Below are 26,989 nucleotides of genomic sequence, written 5' to 3'. Positions count from 1 at the left end.
GCTGCTAAGATTGACTGACTAAATTATCAAGTACAGTAAAGCTTTCAATATGCTGATATTGCCAATAGAGCTGAGTTAACTCAGCTCTATTTTTTTTGTGTGTTAACGAGGCAATATTGGGGCTCTCAGCCATGACGTGCAAATAGCTCAACAGTGCATCAAATTCAAAAATGACTTCGCCCGCCATGGGGAGGTTCTCTGCGTAGGGGTAGCACTGGCGGCTATCAGCTTGATATTGTTGATGATCGAATTGAAAAAACACAATGTCTGCTCGAGTTTGCAGCATATCAATATACAAAGATGAATAGTCAGTTATCAGTAAATCAACCTCATTGATGATTTCGTAGGTGTCTTGCCAATCAGAGATATTAATAATATTCGGATAGTGACTAATATCTTTGGCTAACTCAGCTTCGTTAGGGTGTAAGCGTAATAATAATAGCTGCTTATTGTAGACGAGTGCTTCCGATAAGCTCTCAAAATTAATGGCTTGTAGATAAGGGTTAGTGCGAGTTTCCCTATCATCCGCAATACCACTGTCGCGCCAAGAAGGGGCGTACAATAACACCTGCGACACATTATTATTCTGTTTCAATGTTTGTATTATGGATGTTGATTTAGGGTATCGCTGATAAAAATCTGTACGAGGATTGCCCGATAACAACATATGGTGCTCGTTAATATGAAAAGCTGTAGCAAATAATGCCGAGACTAAATCGCTTGGTGCAATCATGTAATCTGGAGCTACTCTTTGCTGGTGGTATTGCGTTACGGAGACAAACTTTTGATGCAAGCTCTGAGGGTGATAAATCGAGAATAATGGGCCGTTATTGATATCATATTCAATACGTTTTAATGGCGAACCATGCCATAAATTAATCTTGACAGCTCCATTGGCAAAGTACTGATTCACATCTCCAATATAGCTGTTATACACGTAATATTTGGCAGTAAGGGCATGGAAAATGCCTTTTATACTCCAACGATAATAAGCTTCATAACCTTGAATGGTCAGTTGAGCAATAACATCTTTGTCACCGGAAATCCAAATAGAGCGAATCGTTTTCGCTTGTTGCCAATGCAGGTATAGGTACTTACTATTATCTGCGAATTTGTTTTTGTAGCTTCCCATCACAGCCTTTTGAGTTCTTGGAAACAAGGCTGCAATAAAATAGATGGATTGAGTGACTACAAACCTGATGCTGTTGACAATGTATTGGCCCAATTTATGATCCCATAACAATTGAAAAATCCGTTAAATACAGAATAGCACTAATCAAGTTAACTGCCAGATATAAAAGAAATTTATTAAAAATGTTACCTGCCTGCGATTAAGCAGGCACTGCAAGATTATTTTTAATTTCAGTCGTTGAAATATCATCGGTACGAGTAAGATATAACACATCACATTGACTTTTTAGATGATCAAATTGACCTTCCCAGTCGTCACCGATAGCAAAAACATCGACATCAAATTTCTCTATATCGGTGCTTTTTTGTTGCCAGTTTTGCTCAGGGATGACTTTAGATACATATTTACAAGCGGCAATGATTTCACTGCGTTGCTCATAACTGAAAAAAGCAGCTTTGCCTTTCATTGCATTAAATTCGTCGGTGGACACCCCAACAATAAGTTGGTCACACATTTCGCTTAAACGAGCCAGTAATCTAACGTGACCAAAGTGAAATAAATCAAAAGTACCGTAAGTTATAATCGTTTTCATAATGATATTCCTTAATCGTATTCATGCGATAAATGAGTATTAGGCTTAACCTTTTATAACGATGTCCGTATTGGCTTTATTCATTTGCTGTTGCAACAGGTTGACTAAATATTGTGGTTTATTCGCTTGTTCAAATTCTATTTCAACCATTTGGACTTCTTCGATTGGGGTTGTTTCATCAAAATTAAGTTGTACTGGTCCATAAACACCATATGGGGTTGAGCTATTGATTTTGTTTTGGAATTGCGTTGAGGCACCAAACAAGTTGAGGTCTCCTTTTGCAGCACTCCAAAGTTGAGGTAATAATGCAAAACTAGGGCTAGCAATATTGAACTTGTGTACTTTAATCGGTTGATTATCATTGCTAACAACGGTGTCAGTAACTATGGGTTTTCTGGGTTTATTAATGCATGCACATAAAAATAACGTCAGTAAAAGTGGCGATAATAGGACGTATAGTATGAGTAATCCTGCACGCTGAACTAACGTATTATATTGCGTTGGCTCTTGAACTGACTTGGCAATAAGACTGGGATCTTCAATACGAGTCCAGCTATTGGTTTGCGGGTCTATCATCAAGTCTTGCGAGATGATTTTATTGTTTACACTGAGCTGTGGTCCAACATATGAGTTAGGTAAAATGATGCTGTTTTGAATAGTGCTATCTTCAATAAAGCAGTATTCACCGACAACCACGCCTTCAGTAAGCGATGCTTTTGAAGATACTTTTGTAAACTCGCCGATGGCGCCATATACATCTGTTTTTGATAAATCAGGTAATTGACATTGCGCTTCAACAATCAAATGTTGCTTGGTATTGTTTGTCGCTATCGCACGACCTTTAACGCAAAAATCACGACTGTTGATGACATATTCAGATGCCTCAACATAGGCAGCTAAACTATCTAAGTAAAAGCATTCGCCATGAAGTAACTGCGCAACACTATCTGCATGGTTAACTTCTTTCGTCTCAAGCGGCCAGTTCATTAACTCATGATGTTTCCAACCAGCAGGTAGCATCATCATTGCTGGATTACGCTGTGACATTTTTGCATGCACAAACTTTGATGGCATTAGACTGGCAAATTCAATAAAACGACCCAAACAAGGACTGCGTAACATATCTCCACGAACCACCAATGCTTGGGTGTCTTTGTTGATGCACATGCGAGACAGCACGCTATTAACTTGCTCTTCAGGTTTGCTTAAGAAGTAATCTATTTTTAATCCCCATTGCTGACCATTTCCGAGTTGGCTTTCGATTTTTTTTGCGTCGCTACAGATGACTAGCTTCACGTCGGTAACACCTGCTGACGCTAAGTCTTCTAAGGTATATTCAACCAATGCTTTATTAGCAACGGGCAAAAGCGCTGGGCAGTATTGTTGATTTAAAGGGGCTAATTCATTGCCTGTACGATTTGCAAATACGATAGCTTGCATAATGTCTCCTAGTAGGCGCCGCGCGCCAAAAGTACTGCCGGAATGGTTTTCAATAACAAGCTGATATCTTCTTTTAGTGATTGCTTGTAGATATAGTCAATGTCGAGTTCTACTTGCTTATCAAAAGGGATATCTGAACGTCCGCTAACTTGCCATATGCAGGTTATACCTGGTTTAACTCCCAATCTGCGACGGTCACTTAACTGATATTGGCTTACTTCATTAGGTAGTGCAGGTCTTGGGCCAACTAGTGACATATCACCAATTAATACGTTCCAAAGTTGCGGTAATTCGTCAATTGAAGCCTTTCTTATCAGTTTTCCTATCGTGGTGATACGCGGATCTTTTTTCATCTTAAATATTACGCCACCTTGCATTTCATTGTTTTTCTTGATTTTTTCTAGTCTTTCTTCTGCATCAATATACATTGAACGGAACTTCCACATCGTGAATGGTTGATTATTACGACCACTTCGAGTTTGTGAAAAAAAGATTGCTCCTTTTGATTCAACACGGATGCATAAGGCGGTGAGTAGGAACAAAGGCGCCAATAGGATTAGCAAAATGCTAGCGGCCACAATATCAAATGTGCGTTTTGCAAATTGACCACATTTGATTCCAAAGAAATACCAGCGACGCTTATTTTGGTTGTTCACTTGGCCTAGATTAGTTGCAATGTTTGTAGGTGCTTGTTCAATAGATGCATGACTTAAACGTTTTTGCTTTAATACTCGAGCGATAAAAAGTGGGTTACCAACCACATAACGTTTCCACATACGTGTTGGCTCTTGGGCTAAGCGCCATACCCACTCCATACCGACTTGTCTTACTGCAATTGGTGCTCTTGAAACGTTATTGGCAAAGAAGTCAAATAATCCACCCACACCAACAGCAACTCCAACGCTAAGTGCTGATTTATGCTGACGTATCCAAGCCTCTTGTTTAGGTGCGCCCATGCCAACTAACAAGATGTGCGCTCCAGATTGATTGATTTGTTCAATAACTTGCTGCTCATTTTCATCGGTTAAGTAACCGTGGTGACAGCCTACAATCTCAAGGTTTGGATATTGCGCAGCCAAGTTAGCTGCGGCTTCGTCGGCAGTGTTACCTTTGCCTCCTAAGAAGAATAATTTGATGCCAATTAAGGATGCTTTCTCGCAAAGTAATGGCAGCATATCTGTGCCGTTAACATTATCTTTAAGGCCGATATGATGTAGCTGGCAGGCAATCCTAATACCGCTTCCATCAGCAAACACTTGATCGCATTGATTTACCGTATCGCGATAGTCAGAGTCACTCGCTGCAATGTTTAAACAATCGGCATTTACGAAAGCAAATTGTTTAGTGCTAGTCGATTGTGATGAATGGATAAGTAACTCAATACTTTCATCCATGGTGTTGTTATCGATATCGACACCTAAAAGATTAAACTGTTTTGGGTAGTTTAATTGTGTTGAAACAACCACTAACTTGCTGATTAGGCATTTAAAAATGTTCGATACATAACCGAAGAGGCCAAATGTTGGCGCTGTATTGGGGTTAGTATTGATATGCGTAATGCCCATACGGCGCTGCATTTGTTCAACTGATAAGATCCCTGGGCGCTGGTTAGCGTGGCTTGGCTCAAATACGGCGTACTCAAATGACGTACCTAACAATCCAACTTGGCCTTTTAAGACACTGAACAGCAAAGGGAGTGTCGAAAATCGGCCTTGTGAGAATGTCCGAATCGCAGCTTCCTTTCCACCAGAATGAATAAAAAGTGTTTCGAAAATAGGGTGCTTAGAACAGGCAAGGAATGCCACTTTCACTACCCAAATCGGGCTTGATAAGATCAGAATGCTGCATGCCACAACCCAGTCGAAAACTAAGATGCTAATAGGCGTTTTATGTGAATGAGTGTTGTTAGGTGCAGTTTTCATATGTTGCCTCACACAGGATCGACGTAATTGATACCTTGGTAAAGCAGGAAGTGTTCCAACTTTTTAAGTTGTTGTTATTTAAGTGTTTGTATTGGCTTTTACTGTGTTGAGGAATGGTTGGTAACAGGCGATTACCATAATGAAAAAGTCGGCTTTGCAGATTGCAAACAAGTCTGCAAAGCCAAACAGGGAAGCTTTTTCATATATCGATAATTCACTCAAGTTTATCTCGGCCTTATAAAGGCATTTTATGGTCAGTGAGGCGTTTACAGTTTGTTGTCTTGCATAAACTCACTTGATACGCCATCTTTCGCAATGCGAAGTTTTTGCATCATGCTAATACATTTTTGACCGACGCCTTCGATAACCAGGTATCCCCAAGAAGGCATTACCCATTGCGCATAAGCTGCAATTAAAGTGGTTACTGTACGACCCGTTTCAGATTGCAAAATACTTGGTGATGTCGAAATCGCTTGGTTTACCAGTTTTACCGCTGTTGCACCATCACCTAAGCGAATCGCTTGTCTTGATAAATAACGTAACTGGTAAGCACGCGCGGCTTTCTCATGGCGTGCAAGTAGCGTAGGCGCGAAATCACGTGCTTTTTCAATCATCTTTTCCCACGAAGCATATTGCTTCATTAGATTTGCAGATAAACCACCATGATTTAGACGGTAATATGTTAGTGGCTCTGGTAAGCCTTCAATTTTCCAAGAGGTAGTTGCAGCAATACGTAACCAACATTCAATATCTTCAGATTGACGGAAGCTCTCATCAAAATAACAGCTATAACGTTCTGCAGTACTCATTGATTGGTAGCGAATGTCATTTAATGTAGTACGGCGAATGACTGGTGCGCTGCCATTACCAACAGGGTTGCGACATAATAAGTGTGCAGCATCAATATCAGTTAGTTTTGGCATTTGATAAAAATCAATAAACTTGCCTGTGTAATCAATGAAACTTGAGCGAGAAAAGCTAACACCGATTTGTGGATCGCTTTCTAAATGTGCCACGTGACGAGCTAGTTTTTCTGAGTGCCATAAATCGTCGGAATCAATAAAAGCGATATACTCACCTAGTGCATGACGTATCCCCGTGTTTCTCGCTGCTGCTAACCCTTTATTTTTAGCGTGACGAATAATGTGCACACGTGGGTCGCCAACAAATTGTTTACAGATTTGGATACTGCGGTCATCGCCGCGGTCATCAATAATAAGTAATTCAAAATTATCAAATGTTTGACTCAATACAGATTCAATTGCTGATTTAACGAATTTTTCAACATTATAAACTGGCATGACGACTGAGATTCTTGGAGACATAGTGTTTTCCTTAACTGTTTATAACAGTTGATTGAGTAAAAGTTATGCGGCTGCTGTACCAGCAAAGCCAAGGCATGATGATTAAGTAAGTCACCATTACGCTGCATGCGACGGTGGTTAAATCAAACTGGCTAGCGATACTGATAACCAGAGTTAAAAGGGCGGTGATAGAGATATTTAGTTTGAAATTTAAGTGGCTGTGTCCATGTGCCAACAGTAGTTGGCTGGCTGCTTCAGCCATCGGACGAACTAAACCGCTTAAACATAAAAATACGAAAACCGAAATTGCATCTGTGCTTATCCATTGCTCGCCGTAGACAAAAGGGACATACAATGGCGCTAAACTGGTTTGTAAGATAATGATTGGCGCAGCAATTGCGGTGATTGCTATGACACTACTACGATATTTCTGCTGTGCTGACTGTTCATCTGATGTTGGGTTACTGCCACAAATGTGAGAGTAAAAAGCAGTGCCAAAACTTTGTACTAGACCAAGGCTGACGCCCAAGCTGACGTTGTAAGCAAAGAAGTAAACGCCAAGTGCTTCAACACCCATGAAATAGCCAATAACAAGGTAATCAATGCTCTGTCTTAGGGTATTAATTAAGTCGCTTAAACTTACTGGTACACTAAAGTTAAGCAGTGCTTTAACTTGATTGGCAGACGGCTTTTGAGTGCTTACTGGTAATTTAGTGTCTTTTTTATGGATGTATATCCAAACCAATACCATCACCACTTTTGGGATAATAATGGCCCATAATCCAAAACCGCTTAAGGCTAAGGTTGCTGTTAACACGCCATCACCTATGGTTTGCCATAAGTTAGCACTTGCCACTTTACGCATATTGTTATTACGTAAGTTGGCCGTCGCGTACATCATCCCAAAAGGTAAAAGTAGGTAGCTTGATGCAACAAAGATAATTGGCAGCACTAATTGCGTATCTTGATAGTAATATGCAAGTGGAATACTGATTAAGCTCATTAAAGCAAATGCAATTACACAGCTGGCAAGGTTGATAAGGTTAGCGCTGGCAAGGTTGTCACTAAAGTCGCTGTCATTCATACGAATTAATGCAGCGGAAGTGATACGTCTTGTAGGAGTGCAGATTAATTCAAATAAGGTTAATACGATTGCTACTTGACCAAATATCTCTGGGGTCAATAATCGAGCCGTTATAACGCTTGCACCTAGTCTCACCACTCGACCGCTGAATTGTGCACTAGCTAACCATAAAAGGTTTTTACCTAATGAACGTATGCCTTGATTAAGCATCTCATTAAGCGCTAGCTTTTGATTCAGCGTTTGCTTCGATTGTGATTGAAGCTTAGTGATGTTCTGCATGACCGCTATCCTTGATATTAAATTGCATTTTGCTGTTTAGCATTGAGAGCAAGTTGCGTTGATACCTAGGTATTACAGTTATTGTGTCAACTTTTAAGTTATTGATTTTGTGTTATTTTGTTTTTAATTTTTAAAGCTTAATATGTGAAGTTAGCATTTTGAAAGTGGAGGATTGCAGAATGCAATTTGCAATAAATCTGCTTTTGGGGGGAAATTTCACTCTGTCAGTAAGGAAGTCAGGGGCTTGATGTCTGTCTAGCTCAAGTAATGAGTATGCTAATAATTTAAAAACGTGATGGATATGAGATCATATTAGGTGACTTCATATTAGGTGACTTAATATTAAGTGACTTCATATTAAGTGATATTTAAAGATAAACTTGTGCTGAGATAGAGCGATTAACCTTGAGGTATAAATAGTGATTAAAGTAAGAACAATAAAAGTAAAAGTAGCAAAAGCAATCAAAACGAGCTTCCCAGACCTAAGGTTATTGATTGGTACATTTCTGGTATCTGGGTTTCTGATAGGTTGTGGTGAAGAACAAGACGTTGCTGCAAAAGCACAAGTTTCGGTAGAAATGCAGGAACAGTGTGGAGAGCAGGAGTTTTTAGTTATTGCTGAAAAAGTGAGTGCTGGTGACGGCCAAGGACATGGTCCAGATATTGGCTCAGATGAATGGCAATCAGTCATTGAATTTAAACTTGGCATTAGAGGGCAGGCAGACGTGCCTGCAAGAGATGATGTTCAATGGTGCCAATTTATTCTTAAAAAGCTATAAGCATTCATTTGTTATGGAGCATCCAGTGCATCTGCTTTAGCAAATACGTCGTCAGGCTCTTCAGCGCGAAGGGCCATGCCTAATACAATAAGGCCTGGCCAAAATAAATAGGCGAGAATTTCTAAATTTTCCCCAAAGGTATACAGTCCTAGCATAAGTAAGATAGCCATGCCTACTTTGGCTAATGGGTTGCTAAAAAGGCGTATTAGCAAGGTGATAAAGGTGACTAACATAGGGATGGCTAACGCGACAGCACCTACGACCCCTTTAACAAATAGCAATCCGTACCAAGTGTGATGCGAACCTATCGGCATATACTCCACCATATGTGGGCCTCGCTCGACAATACCATGGCCAAAAACAACTGCTTCGTTCATCCACCGTTCAACAGCAATATCTGCCAAAGCTTGTCTTACTCGAGTAGAGTCGGCACGAGCCGCTTTAACGGCATCGATACTTTGCTCAATTTTAGAAATGGTGGATTCACCGATAACACCGACAAATAACATCATAGGGCTGAGCAATAAGTACAACCAAGGAGAACGCACAAATCTCAGCGTGGTAAAAAAGCCAATTAATGCAAGGTAGCAGACAATGGCAAGTCGAGACTGTGACATGAGGATCATCAGTAAACTGCCGCCGTAGCCCCATCTTCTCCATGTTGCATTTTTTTCTTGTAAGGCAAAAATAAAGTACAAATTCCCTAGCATCCCCAGTGCAGGTGCCCACGGAGTAAATAGTCGCCAACGGGGGACGCCGCTTCCAGGGTCAATTTCATAAAGGCTGACACTAAAAAACTCAGGCCCTGGGCCACCAATGATGCTTAAAGGGGAAACATATAAAGTGCTAGGTAAACCAGCGACCCAAGCAAATACAAACACTGGGAATAACATGATGGTATGTTTGCAAACTCGACAACTTGCGCGGTAAATAATTTCAGGTCGAATAGGTAAGCAACCGATTAAAGGGAATATCGCTAATAAAGCCCAACCTTTAGCCCAGCCAATGGAGGATTTTATAAGTTTGCCCGTGCCAAGGCCAAACTGCAGGTGCCCAACGACCAACGCAATTAACATGACCCACATGCCTAGTACCCAAACATAATGTGTGATGCTAATACGAAATGCGGGTTGGTTATCTAACTTTTTGACAAGAAGTCGCAAAAATAGAATCCAAGCAATCACAGGTGCAATGACGTAAAGCGCACCTAATAACCAGAATAAGTAACTAAAACTTATGCAGTTGTAGATGATTTTTTCGTCAACATTTTCCGTAATAATGGTTTGCGAATCCATAAAATGCTTAGTCCTACTAATGACATGAATGATGCACATATACCGCCGAAAATAATCAAAATAATGGCGAGTTTATCGGGTGATGCAGGCAAACTTGGTGCTGACAGTAACTGCAACATTGGGTAAGCGGTGTAAATATCTGATTTACCAACATCCATTTTTGCCATGGCTGAAGTTAATACTGCCGAAGCTAATTGATGTTCACGCTGTAAGTCTGCAAGTTTCGCTGCATCGTCATTGCTGTGTTGTAAACGTTGTTCCCATTGATTGATTTGAGCAGTTAACGAGTCAACTTCTGACTGGGTCGCTTTGCGATTAGAGGCGAGTGTGATGAACTCTTGCATCATTTCAGCTCGACCATCAACGTCATCAACAGTGAGCATCATGAGTAGTTTTTCATCTTGAAAACCGATCACGGTATTAAAGCGTTTTTTCATGCTGTCTAAAATACTGTCTAACTCTGCTTTTAATGACACTAAAACAGGATGGCGGGCACCTAATCTGCCAGCATTTTCGATATACATAGTGTTTGCTGTATTGTGCTTTTCAACTAATTGTTGGAACAATTTGTCATTATTTAGCTTTAGCAACATTGCTGCTTGGGCATCACTTAAACCCAAGTGGTTTTCGTATAAAAAGTAACTTGCATTTAACCCTTGTAATTCGGCAAGCATAGTGACTTTACTGTGTCTCAGACGTTCGATAGTAATCGCTAACTCTTTAAATTGGTCAAGTGTGACTAAGCCGCGCTCAGATTGAAAATCTAAAAGTTGCTTTTGGGTTTCTTTTACTCGAGTTGAATAACTTTTAAGGCCTTCTTTTATTCCGATTTCACGTAAAGCAATTTCGTCGGCGCGTAAATCATCTAAAATATTTTGCAACGAGCGATACATTGCCCAGCCTCGCTCTTGAGCTGCTTCTGGACTGTCAGCTTTAATACTGTATTCCATTAAGCCTGTTTGACTAGGTAGTTTTAGTTTAGGCTTTTTAATGGCTGATGCTGAAACATCAAGGTAGTGAGCTGCACTTTGCATTAACAAGGTGCTCATTGAAATTGCTTTGTAGTTTTCTCGTGGATCGATGGCAGAGCTCATGTAAGGCGAAATACTAGAGGTACTTGCTTGACCTAAGCTATCAAGGCTTAAAGATGATCCCGCCGCTGCACCAGGTAAAATGAGTACCCACTTGCTTACGTATTGCGTTGGCGTGAGCATAATGAAAATGCCTGCCAGTAACCAGATGATGAGTAATGCGCCAAAACCTGTTTTAAGGTAAAGGCGTTTACGCAATTTAGGCGTCAGTTTACTGCCTTCTAATGTGGCGCGTTTTATCCAATATAAGTAAGCAAGTTCAGAGAAACTTGTTTGCTCACTCGTTTCGTCATTGTTGTCGTCGGCTTTTTCTTGTTTAGTATTTTGTTGGTCAGTGTGTTGCTGGCTATCAGCAATGGCTTTTTCAATAGCTTGTTCTATAACAGGAGCCGCTTGTTGGCTATCCGTGCTGGTTTGAGTCTTATCTTCATCATGAATTCGGCTCATTGCTGACTCCTTACAACCATCCAATAAGGGTGGTTGGTACGACTAACTCAGTCACTGTTCTTGCTATTTCGCGCATGTTGGTAACACGAGAGTCATAACATGCAAGACCATCACCAGGAAGTAACACTGGGTTTGATTGATCATTCCAAGCGCTTTGTATTAGTCCATCAATTGAACGCTCAACAACATCAATTTGATTTGAAAGTGGATTTTTGGTTACAAGTATCACATATCGACTTGCGTTAGTTGATTGCGCACCACCCACACAGTTAGCTGCGATAGCCCCATTGAGTAAGCGAGTACCATATGGAAAACGTGTTGCTTCACGATCGACCGCTGACTGACTGTTTGAGCTAGCTGGCTGTGTTAAGTTTGACATAAATACCCTGATCCCTGGAGCTGTCAATTGTGAAGGTCTAGCAAGTTGATCATTAAATGAATGTGTCGATGGAACATGAACATGATCGCCAGCCATTAATGTCATGCTGGGTACTTTTTCACCTGTTAGCATACCACGTAAATCCATATTGAAAACCTGACCATTACGGATAACTTTAATCGCAGAAATATCAGCATCAGGGCGCACACCACCTGAAGATTTTACAGCGGCACCAATACTACGGTTAATGGCTTGGTCACCAGCATAATTACTACCGTCATCTTTTAGTTCTATCGGTAGTTTTTTATTGATCATGTGTTGACCAGGTTCAAATACCGCACCTGAAGTCGTAATTTCAATTGGCGCCCAGCTGATAGGTAAAATACTAATGCGCACTGCGTGAGCTAACATTAATCTTTCATCAATGAGTAGCTTATTGATATATGTATTAAGCTGCTTAAGTGTTAAGCCTTTTGCTGCAATTGCAGGTAAGTAAGGTAGATAAATATTACCATCGGCATCCACTTCAACATCTTTACTGAATTCTTCACCGTTTAGGATGTTAATCGAGATTTTGTCACCTACTGATAATGACAATGCTTGATTACTTGCATCGACAATCATGGCTTTGTCACCAAAGATTGGCGCGGTTGGAAAAGTGGTATGGTTTGAGGTAACCGCACTGACTTTTCGATTGTAAGGTGTTTGCTGACCAAAATAGTGACAGCTAGTAAGTTGCTTTTCTAAATCACAAACGTCCTGTTGCGCTGGCTGCGAAGGGGTGACGCAAGCGGTTAAACTTGCGACCATTGCGATTGAAATTAGAGTATTAATCATTTTCATTGCGTTATTCCCTTTACGTTTAGTTTAGAAAAATTTCAGTTATTGTCAGTTTTTATTAACTGGCTAAATCAGCGATGACACGTTTATCAAAATCAGACTCTTCGACAATGCTGCTGTGACGTAAAAACTCGAGTGCTAATTTTTCCGTTTCAAAGATTTCGAAAATATGATGTAAACGTGTTAGTTCAATCAGTGATCTCACTGCGGGTGTTGGCGATAACAAAACAATGTTGCCTTGATAATTGAGTGCTTGATTTCTTGCAGATATAAGCACTGATAATCCACTAGAGTCGATATATTCAAGGTGCTGCATATCGATGACTAAACGTGTGTGACCTCTATCGATATAATCAACAAGTGCGGCTCTATAAGTTGGTGTGTGCGCCATAAACATTCTTATTGGTAGGGTTACTACGCTCGCATGTTGCGCTACTTTTAATTCAAATTTCATAACGTGCTCCTAGACTGTAATGATGCTTCTATATGTATTGTTTATTTGAAGCTTGTAGTCTTTAATAGCAGGTACTATGCCAACTTTTTATTCGTTTTATTTCAATTGTTTATGTGTTTGTTTTGTTTTTTCGCTATTTGGGTTTGCTGTTTGCGAAGAGGAAAATTGCTGTTTGCAACAGAGGTTTTTGATGATATTTGCAGTTTGCAATTTGCAAAATGAACGCATATCAATTGATCTGAGGCAGAACTGTGATTGGCTATTACACGTTTAAGAGGCTGGAATGTTGATGTTTAAATATGGGGATAAAGCGCAATACTGAAGTTATGTGTTAAGTGATATAAAAGGGTAAAGAAGCAGGCCCAATAAAAGGGAAATATAAATAAGAGGCAAAGAGAAGCAAGTGGTGAGAGAAGGTAACAGTGTTTCGATTCTAAAAATGATTATAGGAACGAGAATACGGCATTAGAAGTTGCAATAGTGGAGTGGTTGCAAATAGTAAGGCTACAAGCTTAAACAATAATGATGGAGGTCGAATTCAGTATCATTCAGCAATAAGCTTGTTCTATGTAAACTTGTAGCCAGTCTTGCTCGGGGCTGCGCAATTTTTGTTGGTCATCAAATTGCTGCCTTTTCTAATGAGAGTCGCAGATGAGTGCCTAATACGGTGGCTTTCTTGTTTACCTTGTCCATCCATTGATCCATGATCCACAGGCCTCTGCCATTAGGTCTATCGTTAGTCGGGCACTTTTTTGGCGCAGAAAGCTCAACAAACTCTGCAGTATCAAGAATATCTACGACGATATTGTCTTTGTTGTTTTGCACTAACAAGGTCACATCCTCTGTGTTATCAGGGCAATGCTGCGATACATTATTAACGGCCTCCAAGATACAGAGCATTAATTTGAACCTTTGCATAGAGGTAATTTCGTTGGCAATTAAAAAGGCCTCAACTTCATCATAAATCTGTTCAGGTGTCATGAGCTGTAAGTTTAAATTCATTTGTAAACTATTCATTGTTAGTCCTTAAAAGTGGCTATAGCACTTTATGGGTTAGGTTACTTTGCAGTAAATGATTTAGTTATCAACGTTGGCATCCATCAATCTTAATTATCTGATTGTCTTGTATCTTGGCACCATAGATCCAAAATAGCGTTAGCCTGTTCATTGCGATACTTTTCTCATTACTATGCCTTTGTAATTCATAAGCTTAGTGACTAAGTTTCGGGTGCTGTAAACAATAACAGCGACATATCATCCTGAGGTTGATTTTGCTTCCATAGGTTTAATACATAAGTAAGGTGTTTAAGTAGTTTATTGGCAGGCAAATTTTTGGCTTCTGCACAACGCTGCTTGAAACGTGCTAAGCCAAACATGCCATGTTGTGGATGATTGACTTCATAAACACCATCTGAAAAAAGCAGTAACTGTTCGCCAGGATAAAGCTGATACTCACCGGTTGAATATTGACTGTTTTTATCAATACCAATAGGGAGACCAGAAGGCACAGATAATGTTTGGACATCATTTTTGGAAATGATTAAAGGCATTGGGTGGCCTGCACTAGACATGTAAACCTGATGAGTTTTAATATTGATTTTACCAAGGATCACCGTGGCAAATTGGCCTAAATTAGCGGGGTCATCAAACAATAAGTTTAATCTGTGCATTAACACTTCTGGTGCAAGCTCCCAATCCATTCTTTGAGGAGATAAGCCTTGAGCTAGGGTGAAACTTAGCATTGCAGCTCTAGCGCCATGACCCGATACATCAATCACATAAAAACCAATCCACTCTTCATCAATTTTAAAACACTGAAAAATATCGCCAGCAAGTTCTGCTGCAGGTTCAAAAAAATGCTTAACATGCCAATTATCGAATGATAAATCTTCTTTGGGCAGTAAAGATTGTTGTAAAGTCGCTGCTTGCTCAAGCTCAGTTTGCTTGTTGTTTAATTCAATTTCTAACTTTTGGTTATTCTCTAATATTTTTTTTTTGGCTTGTATTAACCTCACAGCGGCTAAAACTTTCACCTTTAAAACAGAGGCTAAAAAAGGCTTAGTAATGTAGTCATCAGCACCAGTTTCCATGGCATAAACCATATCTTCAGTTTTATCGTTACCAGTAAGCAAAAGGAAAAAAGCGGGATTATTTGAGGCTTTTAAACGTTTACATAATTCTATACCCGTCATATTGGGCATACGCCAATCACTGATGATTAAGTCAAAATCATGCAGTTTACAGGTATCAAGTGCTGTTAACCCATCTTCACATTGAGTTATTTCAAATTCGATGTCATCAGGTTGAAAGCTTTGGAGTAAACTTGCTATGTAGTAACGCTCACTAAAAGTGTCTTCAACTAATAATATTGACAACCTTTTGGGCGTTGTACTTGCATTTTGCATAGCTGTTTCCTAAAAATATAGAGATATATCTGATAAAAGCAATTACTGTACCTAAATTGTTTTAGTGTTTAATATCAGTGTTATAGCGTATGTTGTTATTTAGGTTTATTCATGTTTTTTCATTTTGCGAATAATTTTTTGCAAAATGCAACAAGGTGATTCATAGTGAGTTGTGGCGTGGTTATTGTCAGCTCTGTCAGCGCTTTTTCAGCTTGAAAACATGGATTGATTTGCAAAATGCAATAGGAGAAGGAATTTGTCTTTCAGATTAAAAGCCATCATTGCGATTGGGTTGATGCAATCAGCATTGTTATTGATGCTTATCTATAACGCCTTAGGGGTAATAAAGTCCGCTAATCAAGCCGAAATTCAACAGCAGGGGCATCTGTCTGCCATACTCGTCGCCAATAGTGTCGATGTCACTAATCCACGCCAATCTATATTATTACTTAAGCAATCCCTCGAAGAACATCAAATTAGCCACATAGAATCTGTGCAGGTATTTCAAGCTGATAAACGCTTATATGCCGCAGAGCGCAATAGCCTTGGGGAGTTTGCATTAGTTGAACAGCCCGTTCGTATCGATAACTTAGTACCTATTGAAGCCCAGTCGAATAACGGTAGTGGGGTTGCTATTAAGGTGATGGTCAATACTGATGAGTTTGATCACAGCGTTAATGGTGTCGCGATTAAATACAGTGCCTTGATGCTGCTCGTGATTGTGCTGATATCCATTTTATCTTGGTATCAGGGACTTAACCTTATCAAACATGTGTTCAATATCCAGCGGGCATCTAAACAAGTCCTCGAAGGCGATACAGGGGTTCAAGTTAACGAGCCAGGCACTCAAGATATTACAGATACCACCAATGCCTTTAATGAAATGCTGCAATTTTTAGATCAGCAGCGCCACGATCTTCAAGGTGCTAATGTCCGATTAAATACCATTTTAGATTCTGCAGCAGACGGCTTTGTGATAATTGACACTAGCGGTGTGATAACCGAGGTTAATAAAGCGGTAAGTAGTTTATTTGGTTATCAAAAAGAAGAATTAATAGACCAGAATGTATCCATTCTCATGCCGATGGCTGATAGGTTTATGCATGATGGTTATATTCAGGATTACTTAAAAGGCGGTGACGCCAAAATTGTTGGCTTAGGTGGTGGACGAGCATTAAAAGCTCAACATAAAGAAGGCCACCTTTTTCCGATTGAGTTGTCTATTTCCAAAATGGAAATCGATGGTGATGTGTTATTTCTTGGCTTTATTAAAGACATGTCTGAACTTAAAAAGGAACAAGCATCTGCGGCTCGAACTCAATCAATTCATTTAGCAACATTAGAAGCCAGCCACGATGCGTTAATCACGATTAATATCGCCGGGCGAGTAGAAGAGTTTAATGCTGCAGCTGTGAAGTTGTTTGGCTACGAGCGTGAGGAAGCTTTAGGCGAGTTACTTGAGGATTTGATTATTCCTGAAGGGTTCCATAAGGCGCATAAAAATGGCATGGATCATCATCGTAAAACCGGTGAAGGACCAGTGTTGAATAACCGAATAGAAGTGCCAGCACATAATAAAGCAGGAGACGAATTCCCTGTGGAGTTGCGGGTTATACCGATTCAATTAGATGACGAAATGTATTACACCGCTTTCTTACGTAATATTTCAGAACAGAAATCAAAAGAAGAAGAACTGCGCCAAGCTAAAGAGCAAGCCGAAGAGGGCAGTAAGGCAAAATCTCGCTTCTTAGCAACAATGAGCCATGAGATCCGCTCACCACTTAATGCGGTGCTCGGTAGTGTTGATTTATTGCTTGATTCTAGCTTAGAGAAAGGTCAGAGGATGTACGCTAGGACGGCTAAAGAAGCTGGTTCTGTGCTGTTAAGTACCATTAATGACATTTTGGACTTTTCTAAAATTGAAGCGGGCCAAATGGTGTTGGAGCCCAAAGAGTTTGAACCTGACGAGTTAGTGGCGCAAGTATTACAAATCTTATCCCATAAAGCCCATGATAAAGGGGTTCATTTAGCCAGTTATATCAATCGAAATGTACCGCAAAAGCTGGTGGGTGATGCGCAGCGTATTAGGCAGGTAGTGCAAAACTTAGTAGATAATGCGATTAAGTTTTCTACTGAGGGGTGTATCTCTGTTGAAGTTTGGATCCCAAATCGTGATAACGATAAAGTGCAATTATGTTGTCGAGTCACTGATCAAGGTATTGGTATTGGGGATGCCTCGCAGGAGAAACTGTTTAGAGAATTCTCTCAGGTTCATGACACTCATACTACAAGTTACGCAGGCACAGGTTTGGGTTTAGCGATTTGTTCAGAACTTGCTCGAATGATGGGCGGTAACTTAGTGGTTGAAAGTAAGCTGGGTGAAGGTAGCCAATTTACCTTATCTGTATTGTTAGATGAATCTAGTCAAGCCAGTAATCACAATGTTCGCTTACCAGAGCACCCGCGTGTACTCCTTATTCACCCCGATGAAACCTTGTGCAAACTGATTAAGAAACAGTACAGTCAATATGGTGTTGAAACGAAGTATGAGCACCATGTTAGCGATATATTTAATAGTAAAATAGTGCGTGGACGATTTGATTTAATCATGCTCGATGATGCATGTCTCTTATCTGCTAAAGAAAAAGACGTCAGTATTTTACACAGTGATTATTTATTCGAAACTGGCTATATCGCAGCTCTTGCCACTGGCGTTAATAATGATGCGCAATCACTGATTGAAAAATTGGGCATTGAAGAATCGGTGAGTAAACCGTTAAGCCGTGCAATGCTATTGAGTTTAATTAGTGGCGCGACAGCTGAAAATAAACATGAAAAGCCTTTAGAGAAAGTCGCTAGTTTACCTCAAGGCTGCCGCCTATTATTAGCTGAAGATAGCCCTGCTAATCAGATGGTCGCAGGTACAATGCTCACCAATGAAGGCGCAGTAATGACCTATGCCAATAATGGCGTAGAAGCTGTTGAATTAGCACTGAGCCAAGACTTTGATTTGATATTGATGGATATCAGAATGCCTGAAATGGATGGCTTAGAGGCATGTCAAAAGATATTAGCTCATAAACCAGATCAAATTATTTTGGCGATGACTGCCAATGTATTTAGTGAAGAAATCGCTGCGTGTAAAGCCGTTGGCATGCTTGATTGTATTGGCAAACCTGTGAATAAATCTGATTTGATCTCAGGTGTGAGTCATTGGTTAGGTCAAGTAAAGCAGGCATCTTCAATGGGAATGGGGATGCAAATAGAGTTAACTCATGACAAGCCGCAAGTTGAAAATAAAGATAAGGTGACAGCTGAAATAAGCGAACAAAGTACTGAATTATCCGCCCCCAAAGTTTCTACAGACACAGACACTGATGAATTGTTCACAGAGGTCATGCTAGATGAGGCTGTTTTTGACGAATTACTCTCAGCTGTGGGTGAAGCTAGCTTAGCCAAAATGATGCAAGTGTTTTATCACGAGACGATAATGCGGGTTAATACACTTAAAGCCTTAACGCCTCAAGGAAGTCGTCATGATATCGAAACGGAAGTGCATACCATTAAAAGTAGTGCAGGTAGTTTCGGCGCTAAGACCTTAGCTGATGTTGCTGTTAGATTAGAAGCGGCTTCAAGAACAGAAGATGAGCCTTTAGATGCGTTATTTAATGAAATGTTTGCCGTTGCTGAACAGAGTTTAAACCTGATCCAGCAACGCTTTAATATTACTCAAAAATCAGAGTAATCGAATGAATGATAAGGAATGAACAAATGGGTTTTAGTGCCATTCTTGTAGAAGACAGTATGTCCTTAGGCGCACTTTATAGTGAGTACCTTTGCGCAGAAGGGGCTGAAGTCACTCATGTTAACTTTGGCGAAGATGCGTTAAAAGAATTAGCGCGCAAGCAACCAGACTTATTAGTATTAGATATCAAGCTGCCTGACATGTCAGGAATGGATATCTTAACGAAGGTGCAAAAAGAATACCCAAATATTACCGTTATTATGATCACCGCCCATGGCACGATTGATCTCGCTGTAGATGCAATGCGTGCAGGTGCATTTGATTTTTTGATCAAACCATTCGACAGTAAACGCTTATCGATTACCGTGCGTAACGCTTTAAAGCAAAGGGATTTATTAGCGTTAGTTTCCAATTATGAGAACAGTTTACCGAAAACCAATTTTCACGGTTTTATCGGTGACTCACTGGCAATGCAAACGGTATACAACACCATTGATTGTGTTGCTAACAGTAAGGCTTCTGTGTTTGTTGTGGGTGAAAGTGGCACAGGTAAAGAAGTGTGCGCACAAGCGATTCATGAAGCTGGAATTCGATCAGAAGCCCCATTTATTGCCTTAAATTGTGCATCAATTCCAAAAGATCTCATTGAGAGTGAAATTTTCGGCCATACAAAAGGGGCATTTACTGGCGCAGTCAGTCATCGTGATGGTGCAGCTACTCGTGCAGATGGTGGTACGCTATTTCTTGATGAACTATGTGAAATGGATTTAGAACTGCAAAGTAAGTTATTACGGTTCATTCAAACGGGTGTTTTTCAGCGTGTGGGTGGCAGCAAAGAAGAAAAAGTCGATGTCAGGTTTATTAGTGCAACTAACCGAGACCCTTGGAAAGAAGTGCAAGAAGGACGTTTTAGAGAAGATTTATATTATCGTCTTCACGTTATTCCGATTGAATTACCGCCATTAAGACAACGGGGGAAAGATGTTATTGCTATTGCTAAAAAGCTATTAAAGCAATACAGCAAAGAAGAGGGCAAAAACTTTAAAGGCTTTAGCAAAGAGGTTGAACGTTGTTTTGGCCTATATTCATGGCCTGGCAATGTGCGGCAATTACAAAATATTATTCGCCAAGTCGTAGTGTTAAATGTGGCTGATGAAGTTGCGATTACCATGTTACCCGCTCAAGTGACTGCGGCTTTATCTCAAGCCAATGTTAAATCTGTCAAGGTCAGTGAACAGGTTGCACAAACAGCAGTAACGAGCGCAACAGTGACAGATATTCATGCTAAACCTCAAGCGCATGCTGTTGGTGAGAGTACCGTCGCTGCCGCGACATCAGATGATATTGTTAATAACAATATGCCAGTTAATAGTGGAATAAACGCTATCGAATCGGAAGAAGATATTCAACCTTTGTGGCTTACTGAAAAAATCACCATTGAAACCGCCATTAAACAATGTGATGGCAACATCCCCAAAGCGGCTGCTTTATTAGATGTCAGTCCTTCAACGATTTACCGTAAAAAACAGCAGTGGGAAGACAAAGGTTTGTAGAGCATTATTTTATCACTGGAGTAGTTGCACAGAGATAGAACATCAGCAGATAGCGTAAAAGGTTCAAATAAAAAGCCCATCATATGATGGGCTTTTTATGTAAAAACGACTTTTCAGCAATTAAAAATCTCGTTCCCAACCTGCATAAAAGGTCGTTTCCCAGTCACTACTGGTATCAATTTCTGGGTATTCACTGTAACCAATGGTACCGCCGACTTTTAACTTACCTGCATAGAATGGTCTATGGTAACTGGCATCGAGTTGATATAAGCGCTCGTAACGACCAGGTGAAACTGGGTTTCCACCAGAAGGGTTGCCAGTATCTACTCCATCAAAGTTAAGTTTAGCGTAACGGAATTTGGTGCTTAGGCTCTGCCCATGCTCAAGCTGAGTGATCCCGCCTAATACCACTACTCTTGAGTCATTATCATAGGTGCTGCCGAGACTGCGCCCGTAATAACGGTAACCACTTTTGTAGAAGCCATGCTCATACATACAGTTATAAACGTCAGATTCGACGCCACATGATGCTGCAGTATCTGAGTATTCAGCAAAAAATCGAGTGTTTAAATCGGCAATGAAAATATCAACGCCACCCATGTTTGATGCGTTAATTAAACGATTTTTACCTTTATGATAATCTTCATGAATACGCTCGTAGTATATGCCATAAGGCACTCCCCATGCGGTATCTGACCATCTGAAATCATAACCTGCGAGCATGTTTTCTTGGCCATTTTCTTTATCGCCTTCATTAACACCGCCGTTAAACAAACCATCCCACCAGTCTGAAAGGCTATTACCATAACCTTCGCCGCCCCATTGCATAGTCCATGAAAAACCTACCTCTAGTTTAGATATAGGCTTAAAGGTACCTCGAGCCCCCCAATGTTGGGTATCAGGTACATAACGCTCACTTTCCATTTGGCTAAAGCTTGTGGTGAAAGTCCACGGGCCAATCCAATTAAGCCATGGCGTTTCAAATGCATTACTGTTGTTACGAGAAAAAGTTATGCCTGGCATTGGGCGTGCATTCGTTGTTTGTATTAAACCTGAGTCCCAACCTGGCCCCCAGTATTTTTGGACTGCACCACCTGTCACAATCCAATTGCCCAGCTTAACGGCAGCAAAGCTATTATCTAATCGGGACTCGTTACCATCAATGGCATCGTAATGATAACTGGCAGCTAATCGCCCACTAAACCAGTCTTTGGTGACTTCAGCGGTGAACTCCACTTCGGCTTTATCGCGGTAATCATTACCATAGCCAATAAAGCGAGCTTCCTCGTTTGCCCCAGATAAGCTGGCACCTAAACTGACCGTTTGATGGTCTTTGTCGTAGGCCCGCATCACCCGATGAAAAGCATCTTTTTGATGCACAGTCATTGGGCTATCAACGGCATTATCTAAATCAGATTTTATCCCTGACCACATTAGAGGGAAGGTGGTGACTGGCTGAAGGATGATACCTGTATCAGCAAGTAATTGAATATCAGCGCGAAGCGGTAAGTCGGTAGGTTCAATCCACCAAGCAGCTTGTGTTGAAAAGCTGCTAAGTAATGCTATCCCTGCTAAAAATTTTAACTTCATTAGGTACTCTTTAAGATGAACAAATACATCAACTAATAAAAAAGGCTGTTATCGTTAATGATAACAGCCTATTGAATTAGAGCACTAATACTGAAGACAATTTTTCAATTTGTTAGGTAAGTATTGAAACAAGTGATGAATTAGATGTGAATAATGTTGCTTATTCGCTGCTTACACACTTTCATTTATACTTTTTGTTGTTTCAACATAAGCATCTAACATGTTTTGTTGATTATTCATATTTGCGGCATTGACAGTTGCAGCTCTCGCATCATCATTATTTTTGATGATATAAGCTGAAGTTGCACTTATCGAATCGTCACTGCCATTGGCTACGCCTGCTAAGTCCGAGTAAAACTGATATTGGGTCTGAGCTTTTTTATAGTGGACATAGTTCTCCACTTTTTCGCCGTTATTTGGCAAGCTAGGTTGAGTTTCAGGCTCTGATTGACTTTGTGATAAGGCCATGGCTTGAGCACTTATCGTTACTGAATCTCGTTGAGTCGTATTAAGATGACTGACTTGTTCACTTGACGGCTTATTTACTGACGTATTTTGCTGAGTGCTATTGGCTGGGCTAACAGTATTCGCACTCATTTGTTGAGCGGCAGTATAAGATTGAATTTGCATGATAACCCCTGTTTAAATAACGGTGACGAAAAACTTGATGCTATGCTAATTGGTACTAGCTGTACTGAAGTTGAACAAAACAGGCTGAACAATACAGCTTGAACAATATTGTTAACCAATAATTATTAATACAAAGGAACCGTTTTACCCCAGCTAAATGGGTTGTACCACTTAGATACTGACCGCATTTCGACTATTGTTTGGCTAAAGTCACAATGAGTTTGGCAACTTGGGCATAAGCATTCGCTTAACCCATCAGGATAGTAGCGAGTATTAGTCATGATGTGTTCTTTGCAATGACTGCAGTGCACTTTGACTTCTATTATCATTTTTAGCCCCCTGACTTGTTATTATCTCGCTTGGGACATGATGTAATTAACTCCAACTTGATTATTGAGCTAGTTACATAAGTGGCAAGGCGTAGATAATGTTAAAAAACGTTTGATATTTAATCAATATTTTAACCTTGAATATGTGATGTATTAAGTGTTCTGTTTGCTGATAAGAGAAATAACACCAGCGCTGTAACAAATGTGAAAACTGGCAGCGTGAATGTGGTTGATTATTTAACAATAGATCGCGCGGTTAACATTACTGTGTCTGCGAAATGGAATACGAGTCGATTAATAAGCTGCGCTTTGATGTTGGGCTATAAATTGATTGCGATGAGCATGCCTGCAGAAATCATGATGCTTCCAGCGGTGCGATTAATCACCCGGATGGCTTTAGCTGAACGAAAAACTTTTTTGGCCTGTGTGGCCATTAACGAGTAGCCCAAATTGATACTGCCAAATGCCAATGTTGAAATCAGCATGACAAGAATAACATCGTTTAACGTGGTATGTAGTGGAACAAACGCAGGGAAAAAACCAACATAAAAAATAATCGCTTTGGGGTTACTTAATCCAATCATTAATCCTGTCATTAGGTTTTGATAAGCCGATGTTTTTGTCCCAGTGGCCATTGGATTAGATTGACGCTGAGCTTGAAATAATTGAAAGCCTAACCAACAAAGATAAGCCGCACTGACATATTTTATGACGATAAAACTGGGCCCCATTGCATTGGCTAAAGCAGATAAGCCAAATAAAGCAGTGCAAATGAAAATATAATCAGCAATTAATACCCCTAAAAACAGCTGCATGGCCGCAAGAAGGCCATGTGAAAATGACCGTGAAATAATTGCAAATACCACTGGCCCAGGAATGATAGCCAGCACTAACATGGTAAAGAGTAGGCTTAATGATTGCTGCAATTCCATTGTTTATTAAGTTCCCTACTTATCGCTGTTATCAATCAAGCTGAGTGTGCTTCAAGATATTCCGTCGCTGAATTGTACCTGTTTTTTTCGCTAGTGTATTGGAGCTATCACTCTGAATAGTGATAACATTCAGTTTGTACAACAGACTGTAAATACTGCGATATCCCTATTCTTATTCCTATTTACCTTGGCTCCTTATATGAAGATAGTGCTACTTACTCACCAAAAAGAAATCAGTCGGCTAAATAATACTGGCAGATGCGTGACCACCATTTTAAAAGACGATGCCTTGGTTGTGGTTTGGGATAGAGTAAACCCTGATCTTCAATTACTGAATATGATTAACACGTGCAAAGTGGGATTATTGTATCCTGATAATCAACAACTCAATGATGCTAAAGTACCAGAAGCGACGGCTCAACAATCACTTTGCCAAATGCATACAAACGTTGCGCAAATTAAAGAACATAGACAAGAACAGCACCAAGAGAGAAACCAAGATCAAAACCGAGAGCAACAGCAAAAAACAAATCAAGATAAGTTTGATGCGTTAATACTCATCGATGCAACATGGCAAGAGGCACGCAAAATATATAATCGCAGTAACTACCTAAAGGCGTTACAAAAAATCTCGATATCTAGCCAGCATGAGTCGATTTATCAACTTAGACGAAATCAAGTTGAAGGGGGATTATGTACTGCAGAATGCGCAGCACATATACTTTCAGCTTCAGGTGAGCCCCAAAAAGCTGAGCAGATAATGGCATTACTTGTTCAGCAAATTGCTGATGAGCAAAGTTATCGAAACTAAAGTTATCGAAACTAAAGTCATCGAAACTAATGTATTACTTAATTAATCATATATTCATTATTAATTTAAAATGAGCTGCTCCACTTTCGTCGTTAATAAGCTGTTCTGTAATTTAGCTTTATTTACATTGGATTTGTTTTGGATAATCTTAGTGGCAAGCACATAGGCTTTTGCATGATTGATAGCATCGACAGCGAGTAAAGTATCTCCTTTAAAGTACCAAACTGAAAATGACGTTGGCTTGTTTTCTTCAACTTGTTTAATGACTTCATCATAGCCTTGGGCTAAGCCAACCATTTGTAATTTAGTATCAAATTGATCAGACCAAAACCAAGGTAAGGCTTGGTATGTTAACTTTTCAATTTCATTCAATGTTGTTTCAATACGCATTGAACGCGCTGTTGAATAGTGATCTTTTTGATTTTGTGCAATTACCTTTGCTGCAACTTTGGCTTGTTCAACTGCGTTCTGTACTGATTCAAGCCGAATCATACGGTCATAATGTGGATTGTGATGATATGTGCAGTCACCAATTGCAAAAATATTCTCGTCACTGGTTTGCAATGAAGCGTTTACCCATATCCCAGATTTGGGGGGGCTTTTAGGTTTATCACGGCCATTTCCATTTGCTTCATTATGATTAGCCTGCTCATTAGGCATATCAGATGCGAGTTTAATCCCACACGCTTTGGCAAGCTCAGTGTTAACTGTAATACCAACGCCAATCACAATGACATCCGCAATATAGCTGCTGCCATCTGCGCAGGTAATCTTATGTGCTAATGGCATATTTTTATCATTATTCAAATTTGATGTGCTGATTTGTTGAACTAACTTGTCGGTTAATACCTCAACCTGATTTTCTTGATGCAATTGGGTAAAAAATTCAGACATTAGCGGGGCAGTGACTCGAGCTAAAATACGCGGCTCTCTTTCTAATACCGTCACCGTTGCACCAAGCTTTTTTAATGAAGAAGCGGTTTCTAGTCCTACATAACCGCCACCAATAATAACGACGCGTTTTTGCTCACTTGTAGCTAAGGCCTGTTTAATGCGGCTGACATCACTAACGGTTCTTAAACAAAAAGCTTGTTTACAAGCTTTTAAGCCCGAAATTGGTGGAATAAAAGGTCTTGCTCCTGTGGCTAATACGAGCTTGTCATAAGCTTGTTTTGAACCATTACTTAATGTCACTTGTTTGGCGTTTCTATTAATTTCCGTTACCGTGAGCCCCAATTTAAGGGTGATGTTTTGCTTGCGATAACTATCTGGGGATTTTAGTTGAATACTGCTGGGTTCAAGATGGTTTTTATGGCTAGCGCATTCATTCACATTATGATTAAGTAAGAAAGCTTTCGATAAAGGAGGTCTGTGGTAGGGCAAATTTGGATCTGAATCAATCAAGATAATATTACCTTGCCAACCTTGTTTTCTCAGTGAAAAAGCAAGGTTAACGCCGCCATGACTTGCGCCAATGATCACACAGGTATCATTTTGGGTTAACGTCTGTATTGCATTATCAGTAAGTTGAATAGTCATATTTGGCCTGTTTAATGAAATACCGTGGTTGAAGTTAATCGTTATTGGGTGAATTGAGTGGGTAGCGACTATTGCGAAAAACTATCGCGCTATGGCGCTACGGTTAATATAAGACCGTCTAAGTCATCAGATAGCGTTATCTGGCAGCAAAGCCGGCTTAATTCTGTGACATTATCATCAAGCTCTAACATGTCTTTTTCGATTTCACTGATAGCACCTGTTTTATCAAGTTGATCAGAGGCCACATATACATGGCAGGTAGCGCAAGAACAAACACCGCCACAATCTCCATCAATGCCTTCAATGTTATTTTCAACTGCTAGCTCCATGACTGAACCCTGATGTCCTTCAACTGTTGTTGATTGTTCATTTGAAGTAATAAATGTAATTTTTGCCATGGTAAATTCCTTCTATATT

The 26,989-nt window shown here is 40.1% G+C and carries 22 protein-coding genes; 4 read left to right on the top strand and 18 right to left on the bottom strand.

The features are described 5' to 3' along the window. Positions 1-4 precede the first annotated feature (4 nt). The 6 genes from J8L86_RS01290 to J8L86_RS01265 all read right to left on the bottom strand — a co-directional run bounded on the left by J8L86_RS01290 (position 5) and on the right by J8L86_RS01265 (position 7,753). The gene (locus J8L86_RS01290) at positions 5-1,225 is read right to left on the bottom strand and encodes a CDP-glycerol glycerophosphotransferase family protein (protein WP_211028321.1); all 1,221 of its coding nucleotides are present in this window, start codon (positions 1,223-1,225) and stop codon (positions 5-7) included. 106 nt (positions 1,226-1,331) lie between these two features. Next, positions 1,332-1,724: a glycerol-3-phosphate cytidylyltransferase gene (tagD, locus tag J8L86_RS01285; protein ID WP_055023069.1), complete on the bottom strand. Its 393-nt coding sequence runs from the start codon at positions 1,722-1,724 to the stop codon at positions 1,332-1,334. Positions 1,725-1,769: 45 nt separating this feature from the next. Continuing rightward, positions 1,770-3,164, bottom strand: a complete 1,395-nt coding sequence (locus J8L86_RS01280; protein ID WP_211028319.1) for an NDP-sugar synthase — start codon at positions 3,162-3,164, stop codon at positions 1,770-1,772. A gap of 8 nt (positions 3,165-3,172) precedes the next feature. After that, positions 3,173-5,086 (bottom strand): WecB/TagA/CpsF family glycosyltransferase, encoded by a 1,914-nt coding sequence (locus J8L86_RS01275; RefSeq protein ID WP_211028317.1) that lies wholly within the window; start codon positions 5,084-5,086, stop codon positions 3,173-3,175. 266 nt (positions 5,087-5,352) lie between these two features. After that, positions 5,353-6,411: a glycosyltransferase gene (locus tag J8L86_RS01270; protein ID WP_211028315.1), complete on the bottom strand. Its 1,059-nt coding sequence runs from the start codon at positions 6,409-6,411 to the stop codon at positions 5,353-5,355. Between the two features lie 10 nt (positions 6,412-6,421). After that, positions 6,422-7,753 (bottom strand): oligosaccharide flippase family protein, encoded by a 1,332-nt coding sequence (locus J8L86_RS01265; protein WP_065109157.1) that lies wholly within the window; start codon positions 7,751-7,753, stop codon positions 6,422-6,424. A gap of 419 nt (positions 7,754-8,172) precedes the next feature. Between J8L86_RS01265 and J8L86_RS01260 the strand changes: the two genes are divergently transcribed. Then, positions 8,173-8,532 carry a hypothetical protein gene (locus J8L86_RS01260; RefSeq protein ID WP_055023064.1) on the top strand — a complete coding sequence of 120 codons (360 nt, stop codon included), beginning with the start codon at positions 8,173-8,175 and terminating at the stop codon, positions 8,530-8,532. Positions 8,533-8,543: 11 nt separating this feature from the next. Here the strand turns inward: J8L86_RS01260 and J8L86_RS01255 are convergent, their stop codons facing one another. The 6 genes from J8L86_RS01255 to J8L86_RS01230 form a co-directional block, all read right to left on the bottom strand. After that, the gene (locus J8L86_RS01255; protein WP_211028314.1) at positions 8,544-9,827 is read right to left on the bottom strand and encodes an O-antigen ligase family protein; all 1,284 of its coding nucleotides are present in this window, start codon (positions 9,825-9,827) and stop codon (positions 8,544-8,546) included. After that, the gene (locus J8L86_RS01250; protein ID WP_235530839.1) at positions 9,767-11,365 is read right to left on the bottom strand and encodes an exopolysaccharide biosynthesis protein; all 1,599 of its coding nucleotides are present in this window, start codon (positions 11,363-11,365) and stop codon (positions 9,767-9,769) included. Before J8L86_RS01250 ends, J8L86_RS01255 begins: the two co-directional genes overlap by 61 nt. Positions 11,366-11,375: 10 nt before the next feature. Further along, the gene (locus J8L86_RS01245) at positions 11,376-12,587 is read right to left on the bottom strand and encodes a polysaccharide biosynthesis/export family protein (protein ID WP_055023062.1); all 1,212 of its coding nucleotides are present in this window, start codon (positions 12,585-12,587) and stop codon (positions 11,376-11,378) included. A 55-nt stretch (positions 12,588-12,642) separates the two neighbouring features. Next, positions 12,643-13,038, bottom strand: a complete 396-nt coding sequence (locus J8L86_RS01240; protein WP_055023061.1) for an STAS domain-containing protein — start codon at positions 13,036-13,038, stop codon at positions 12,643-12,645. A gap of 618 nt (positions 13,039-13,656) precedes the next feature. Continuing rightward, positions 13,657-14,055, bottom strand: a complete 399-nt coding sequence (locus J8L86_RS01235) for an ATP-binding protein (protein ID WP_211028311.1) — start codon at positions 14,053-14,055, stop codon at positions 13,657-13,659. Positions 14,056-14,255: 200 nt separating this feature from the next. Next, a complete protein-coding gene (locus tag J8L86_RS01230) occupies positions 14,256-15,443 on the bottom strand; it encodes a fused response regulator/phosphatase (protein WP_211028309.1) in 1,188 nt (395 codons plus the stop codon). A gap of 256 nt (positions 15,444-15,699) precedes the next feature. Between J8L86_RS01230 and J8L86_RS01225 the strand changes: the two genes are divergently transcribed. Continuing rightward, positions 15,700-19,188, top strand: a complete 3,489-nt coding sequence (locus tag J8L86_RS01225; RefSeq protein WP_211028307.1) for a PAS domain S-box protein — start codon at positions 15,700-15,702, stop codon at positions 19,186-19,188. A 26-nt stretch (positions 19,189-19,214) separates the two neighbouring features. Then, complete coding sequence (locus J8L86_RS01220) at positions 19,215-20,741, top strand: sigma-54 dependent transcriptional regulator (RefSeq protein WP_065109160.1); 1,527 nt, start codon at positions 19,215-19,217, stop codon at positions 20,739-20,741. 120 nt (positions 20,742-20,861) lie between these two features. Here the strand turns inward: J8L86_RS01220 and J8L86_RS01215 are convergent, their stop codons facing one another. The 4 genes from J8L86_RS01215 to J8L86_RS01200 form a co-directional block, all read right to left on the bottom strand. Next, a complete protein-coding gene (locus J8L86_RS01215; RefSeq protein WP_065109161.1) occupies positions 20,862-22,331 on the bottom strand; it encodes a capsule assembly Wzi family protein in 1,470 nt (489 codons plus the stop codon). A gap of 171 nt (positions 22,332-22,502) precedes the next feature. After that, a complete protein-coding gene (locus J8L86_RS01210) occupies positions 22,503-22,961 on the bottom strand; it encodes a hypothetical protein (protein ID WP_211028306.1) in 459 nt (152 codons plus the stop codon). 125 nt (positions 22,962-23,086) lie between these two features. Next, a complete protein-coding gene (locus J8L86_RS01205) occupies positions 23,087-23,242 on the bottom strand; it encodes a hypothetical protein (protein WP_211028305.1) in 156 nt (51 codons plus the stop codon). 368 nt (positions 23,243-23,610) lie between these two features. Then, positions 23,611-24,222, bottom strand: a complete 612-nt coding sequence (locus J8L86_RS01200; protein ID WP_055023054.1) for a LysE family translocator — start codon at positions 24,220-24,222, stop codon at positions 23,611-23,613. A 199-nt stretch (positions 24,223-24,421) separates the two neighbouring features. Here J8L86_RS01200 and J8L86_RS01195 point away from each other — a divergent pair, with 199 nt between their 5' ends. Further along, a complete protein-coding gene (locus J8L86_RS01195) occupies positions 24,422-25,033 on the top strand; it encodes a tRNA-uridine aminocarboxypropyltransferase (RefSeq protein ID WP_211028304.1) in 612 nt (203 codons plus the stop codon). A 60-nt stretch (positions 25,034-25,093) separates the two neighbouring features. On the opposite strand, the gene J8L86_RS01190 is transcribed toward J8L86_RS01195, so the two are convergent. Together J8L86_RS01190 and J8L86_RS01185 are read right to left on the bottom strand one after the other, a co-directional pair. Beyond that, positions 25,094-26,572: an FAD-dependent oxidoreductase gene (locus J8L86_RS01190; protein ID WP_211028303.1), complete on the bottom strand. Its 1,479-nt coding sequence runs from the start codon at positions 26,570-26,572 to the stop codon at positions 25,094-25,096. A gap of 89 nt (positions 26,573-26,661) precedes the next feature. After that, complete coding sequence (locus tag J8L86_RS01185; protein ID WP_055023051.1) at positions 26,662-26,970, bottom strand: 2Fe-2S iron-sulfur cluster-binding protein; 309 nt, start codon at positions 26,968-26,970, stop codon at positions 26,662-26,664. Between the last annotated feature and the right edge of the window lie 19 nt (positions 26,971-26,989).

It is taken from the genome of Shewanella sp. MMG014 (assembly GCF_018100775.1).
Lineage (GTDB): Bacteria > Pseudomonadota > Gammaproteobacteria > Enterobacterales > Shewanellaceae > Shewanella > Shewanella japonica.
This window is presented reverse-complemented; position numbering and strand designations above follow the sequence as displayed.

Excerpts from the sequence above, each read along its gene's own strand:
- tagD (WP_055023069.1), bottom strand. The coding sequence starts at position 1,724 with ATGAAAACGATTATAACTTACGGTACTTTTGATTTATTTCACTTTGGT.
- J8L86_RS01280 (WP_211028319.1), bottom strand. The coding sequence starts at position 3,164 with ATGCAAGCTATCGTATTTGCAAATCGTACAGGCAATGAATTAGCCCCT.
- J8L86_RS01275 (WP_211028317.1), bottom strand. The coding sequence starts at position 5,086 with ATGAAAACTGCACCTAACAACACTCATTCACATAAAACGCCTATTAGC.
- J8L86_RS01270 (WP_211028315.1), bottom strand. The coding sequence starts at position 6,411 with ATGTCTCCAAGAATCTCAGTCGTCATGCCAGTTTATAATGTTGAAAAA.
- J8L86_RS01265 (WP_065109157.1), bottom strand. The coding sequence starts at position 7,753 with ATGCAGAACATCACTAAGCTTCAATCACAATCGAAGCAAACGCTGAAT.
- J8L86_RS01255 (WP_211028314.1), bottom strand. The coding sequence starts at position 9,827 with ATGGATTCGCAAACCATTATTACGGAAAATGTTGACGAAAAAATCATC.
- J8L86_RS01250 (WP_235530839.1), bottom strand. The coding sequence starts at position 11,365 with ATGAGCCGAATTCATGATGAAGATAAGACTCAAACCAGCACGGATAGC.
- J8L86_RS01245 (WP_055023062.1), bottom strand. The coding sequence starts at position 12,587 with ATGAAAATGATTAATACTCTAATTTCAATCGCAATGGTCGCAAGTTTA.
- J8L86_RS01240 (WP_055023061.1), bottom strand. The coding sequence starts at position 13,038 with ATGAAATTTGAATTAAAAGTAGCGCAACATGCGAGCGTAGTAACCCTA.
- J8L86_RS01235 (WP_211028311.1), bottom strand. The coding sequence starts at position 14,055 with ATGAATAGTTTACAAATGAATTTAAACTTACAGCTCATGACACCTGAA.
- J8L86_RS01230 (WP_211028309.1), bottom strand. The coding sequence starts at position 15,443 with ATGCAAAATGCAAGTACAACGCCCAAAAGGTTGTCAATATTATTAGTT.
- J8L86_RS01220 (WP_065109160.1), top strand. The coding sequence starts at position 19,215 with ATGGGTTTTAGTGCCATTCTTGTAGAAGACAGTATGTCCTTAGGCGCA.
- J8L86_RS01215 (WP_065109161.1), bottom strand. The coding sequence starts at position 22,331 with ATGAAGTTAAAATTTTTAGCAGGGATAGCATTACTTAGCAGCTTTTCA.
- J8L86_RS01210 (WP_211028306.1), bottom strand. The coding sequence starts at position 22,961 with ATGCAAATTCAATCTTATACTGCCGCTCAACAAATGAGTGCGAATACT.
- J8L86_RS01205 (WP_211028305.1), bottom strand. The coding sequence starts at position 23,242 with ATGACTAATACTCGCTACTATCCTGATGGGTTAAGCGAATGCTTATGC.
- J8L86_RS01200 (WP_055023054.1), bottom strand. The coding sequence starts at position 24,222 with ATGGAATTGCAGCAATCATTAAGCCTACTCTTTACCATGTTAGTGCTG.
- J8L86_RS01195 (WP_211028304.1), top strand. The coding sequence starts at position 24,422 with ATGAAGATAGTGCTACTTACTCACCAAAAAGAAATCAGTCGGCTAAAT.
- J8L86_RS01190 (WP_211028303.1), bottom strand. The coding sequence starts at position 26,572 with ATGACTATTCAACTTACTGATAATGCAATACAGACGTTAACCCAAAAT.
- J8L86_RS01185 (WP_055023051.1), bottom strand. The coding sequence starts at position 26,970 with ATGGCAAAAATTACATTTATTACTTCAAATGAACAATCAACAACAGTT.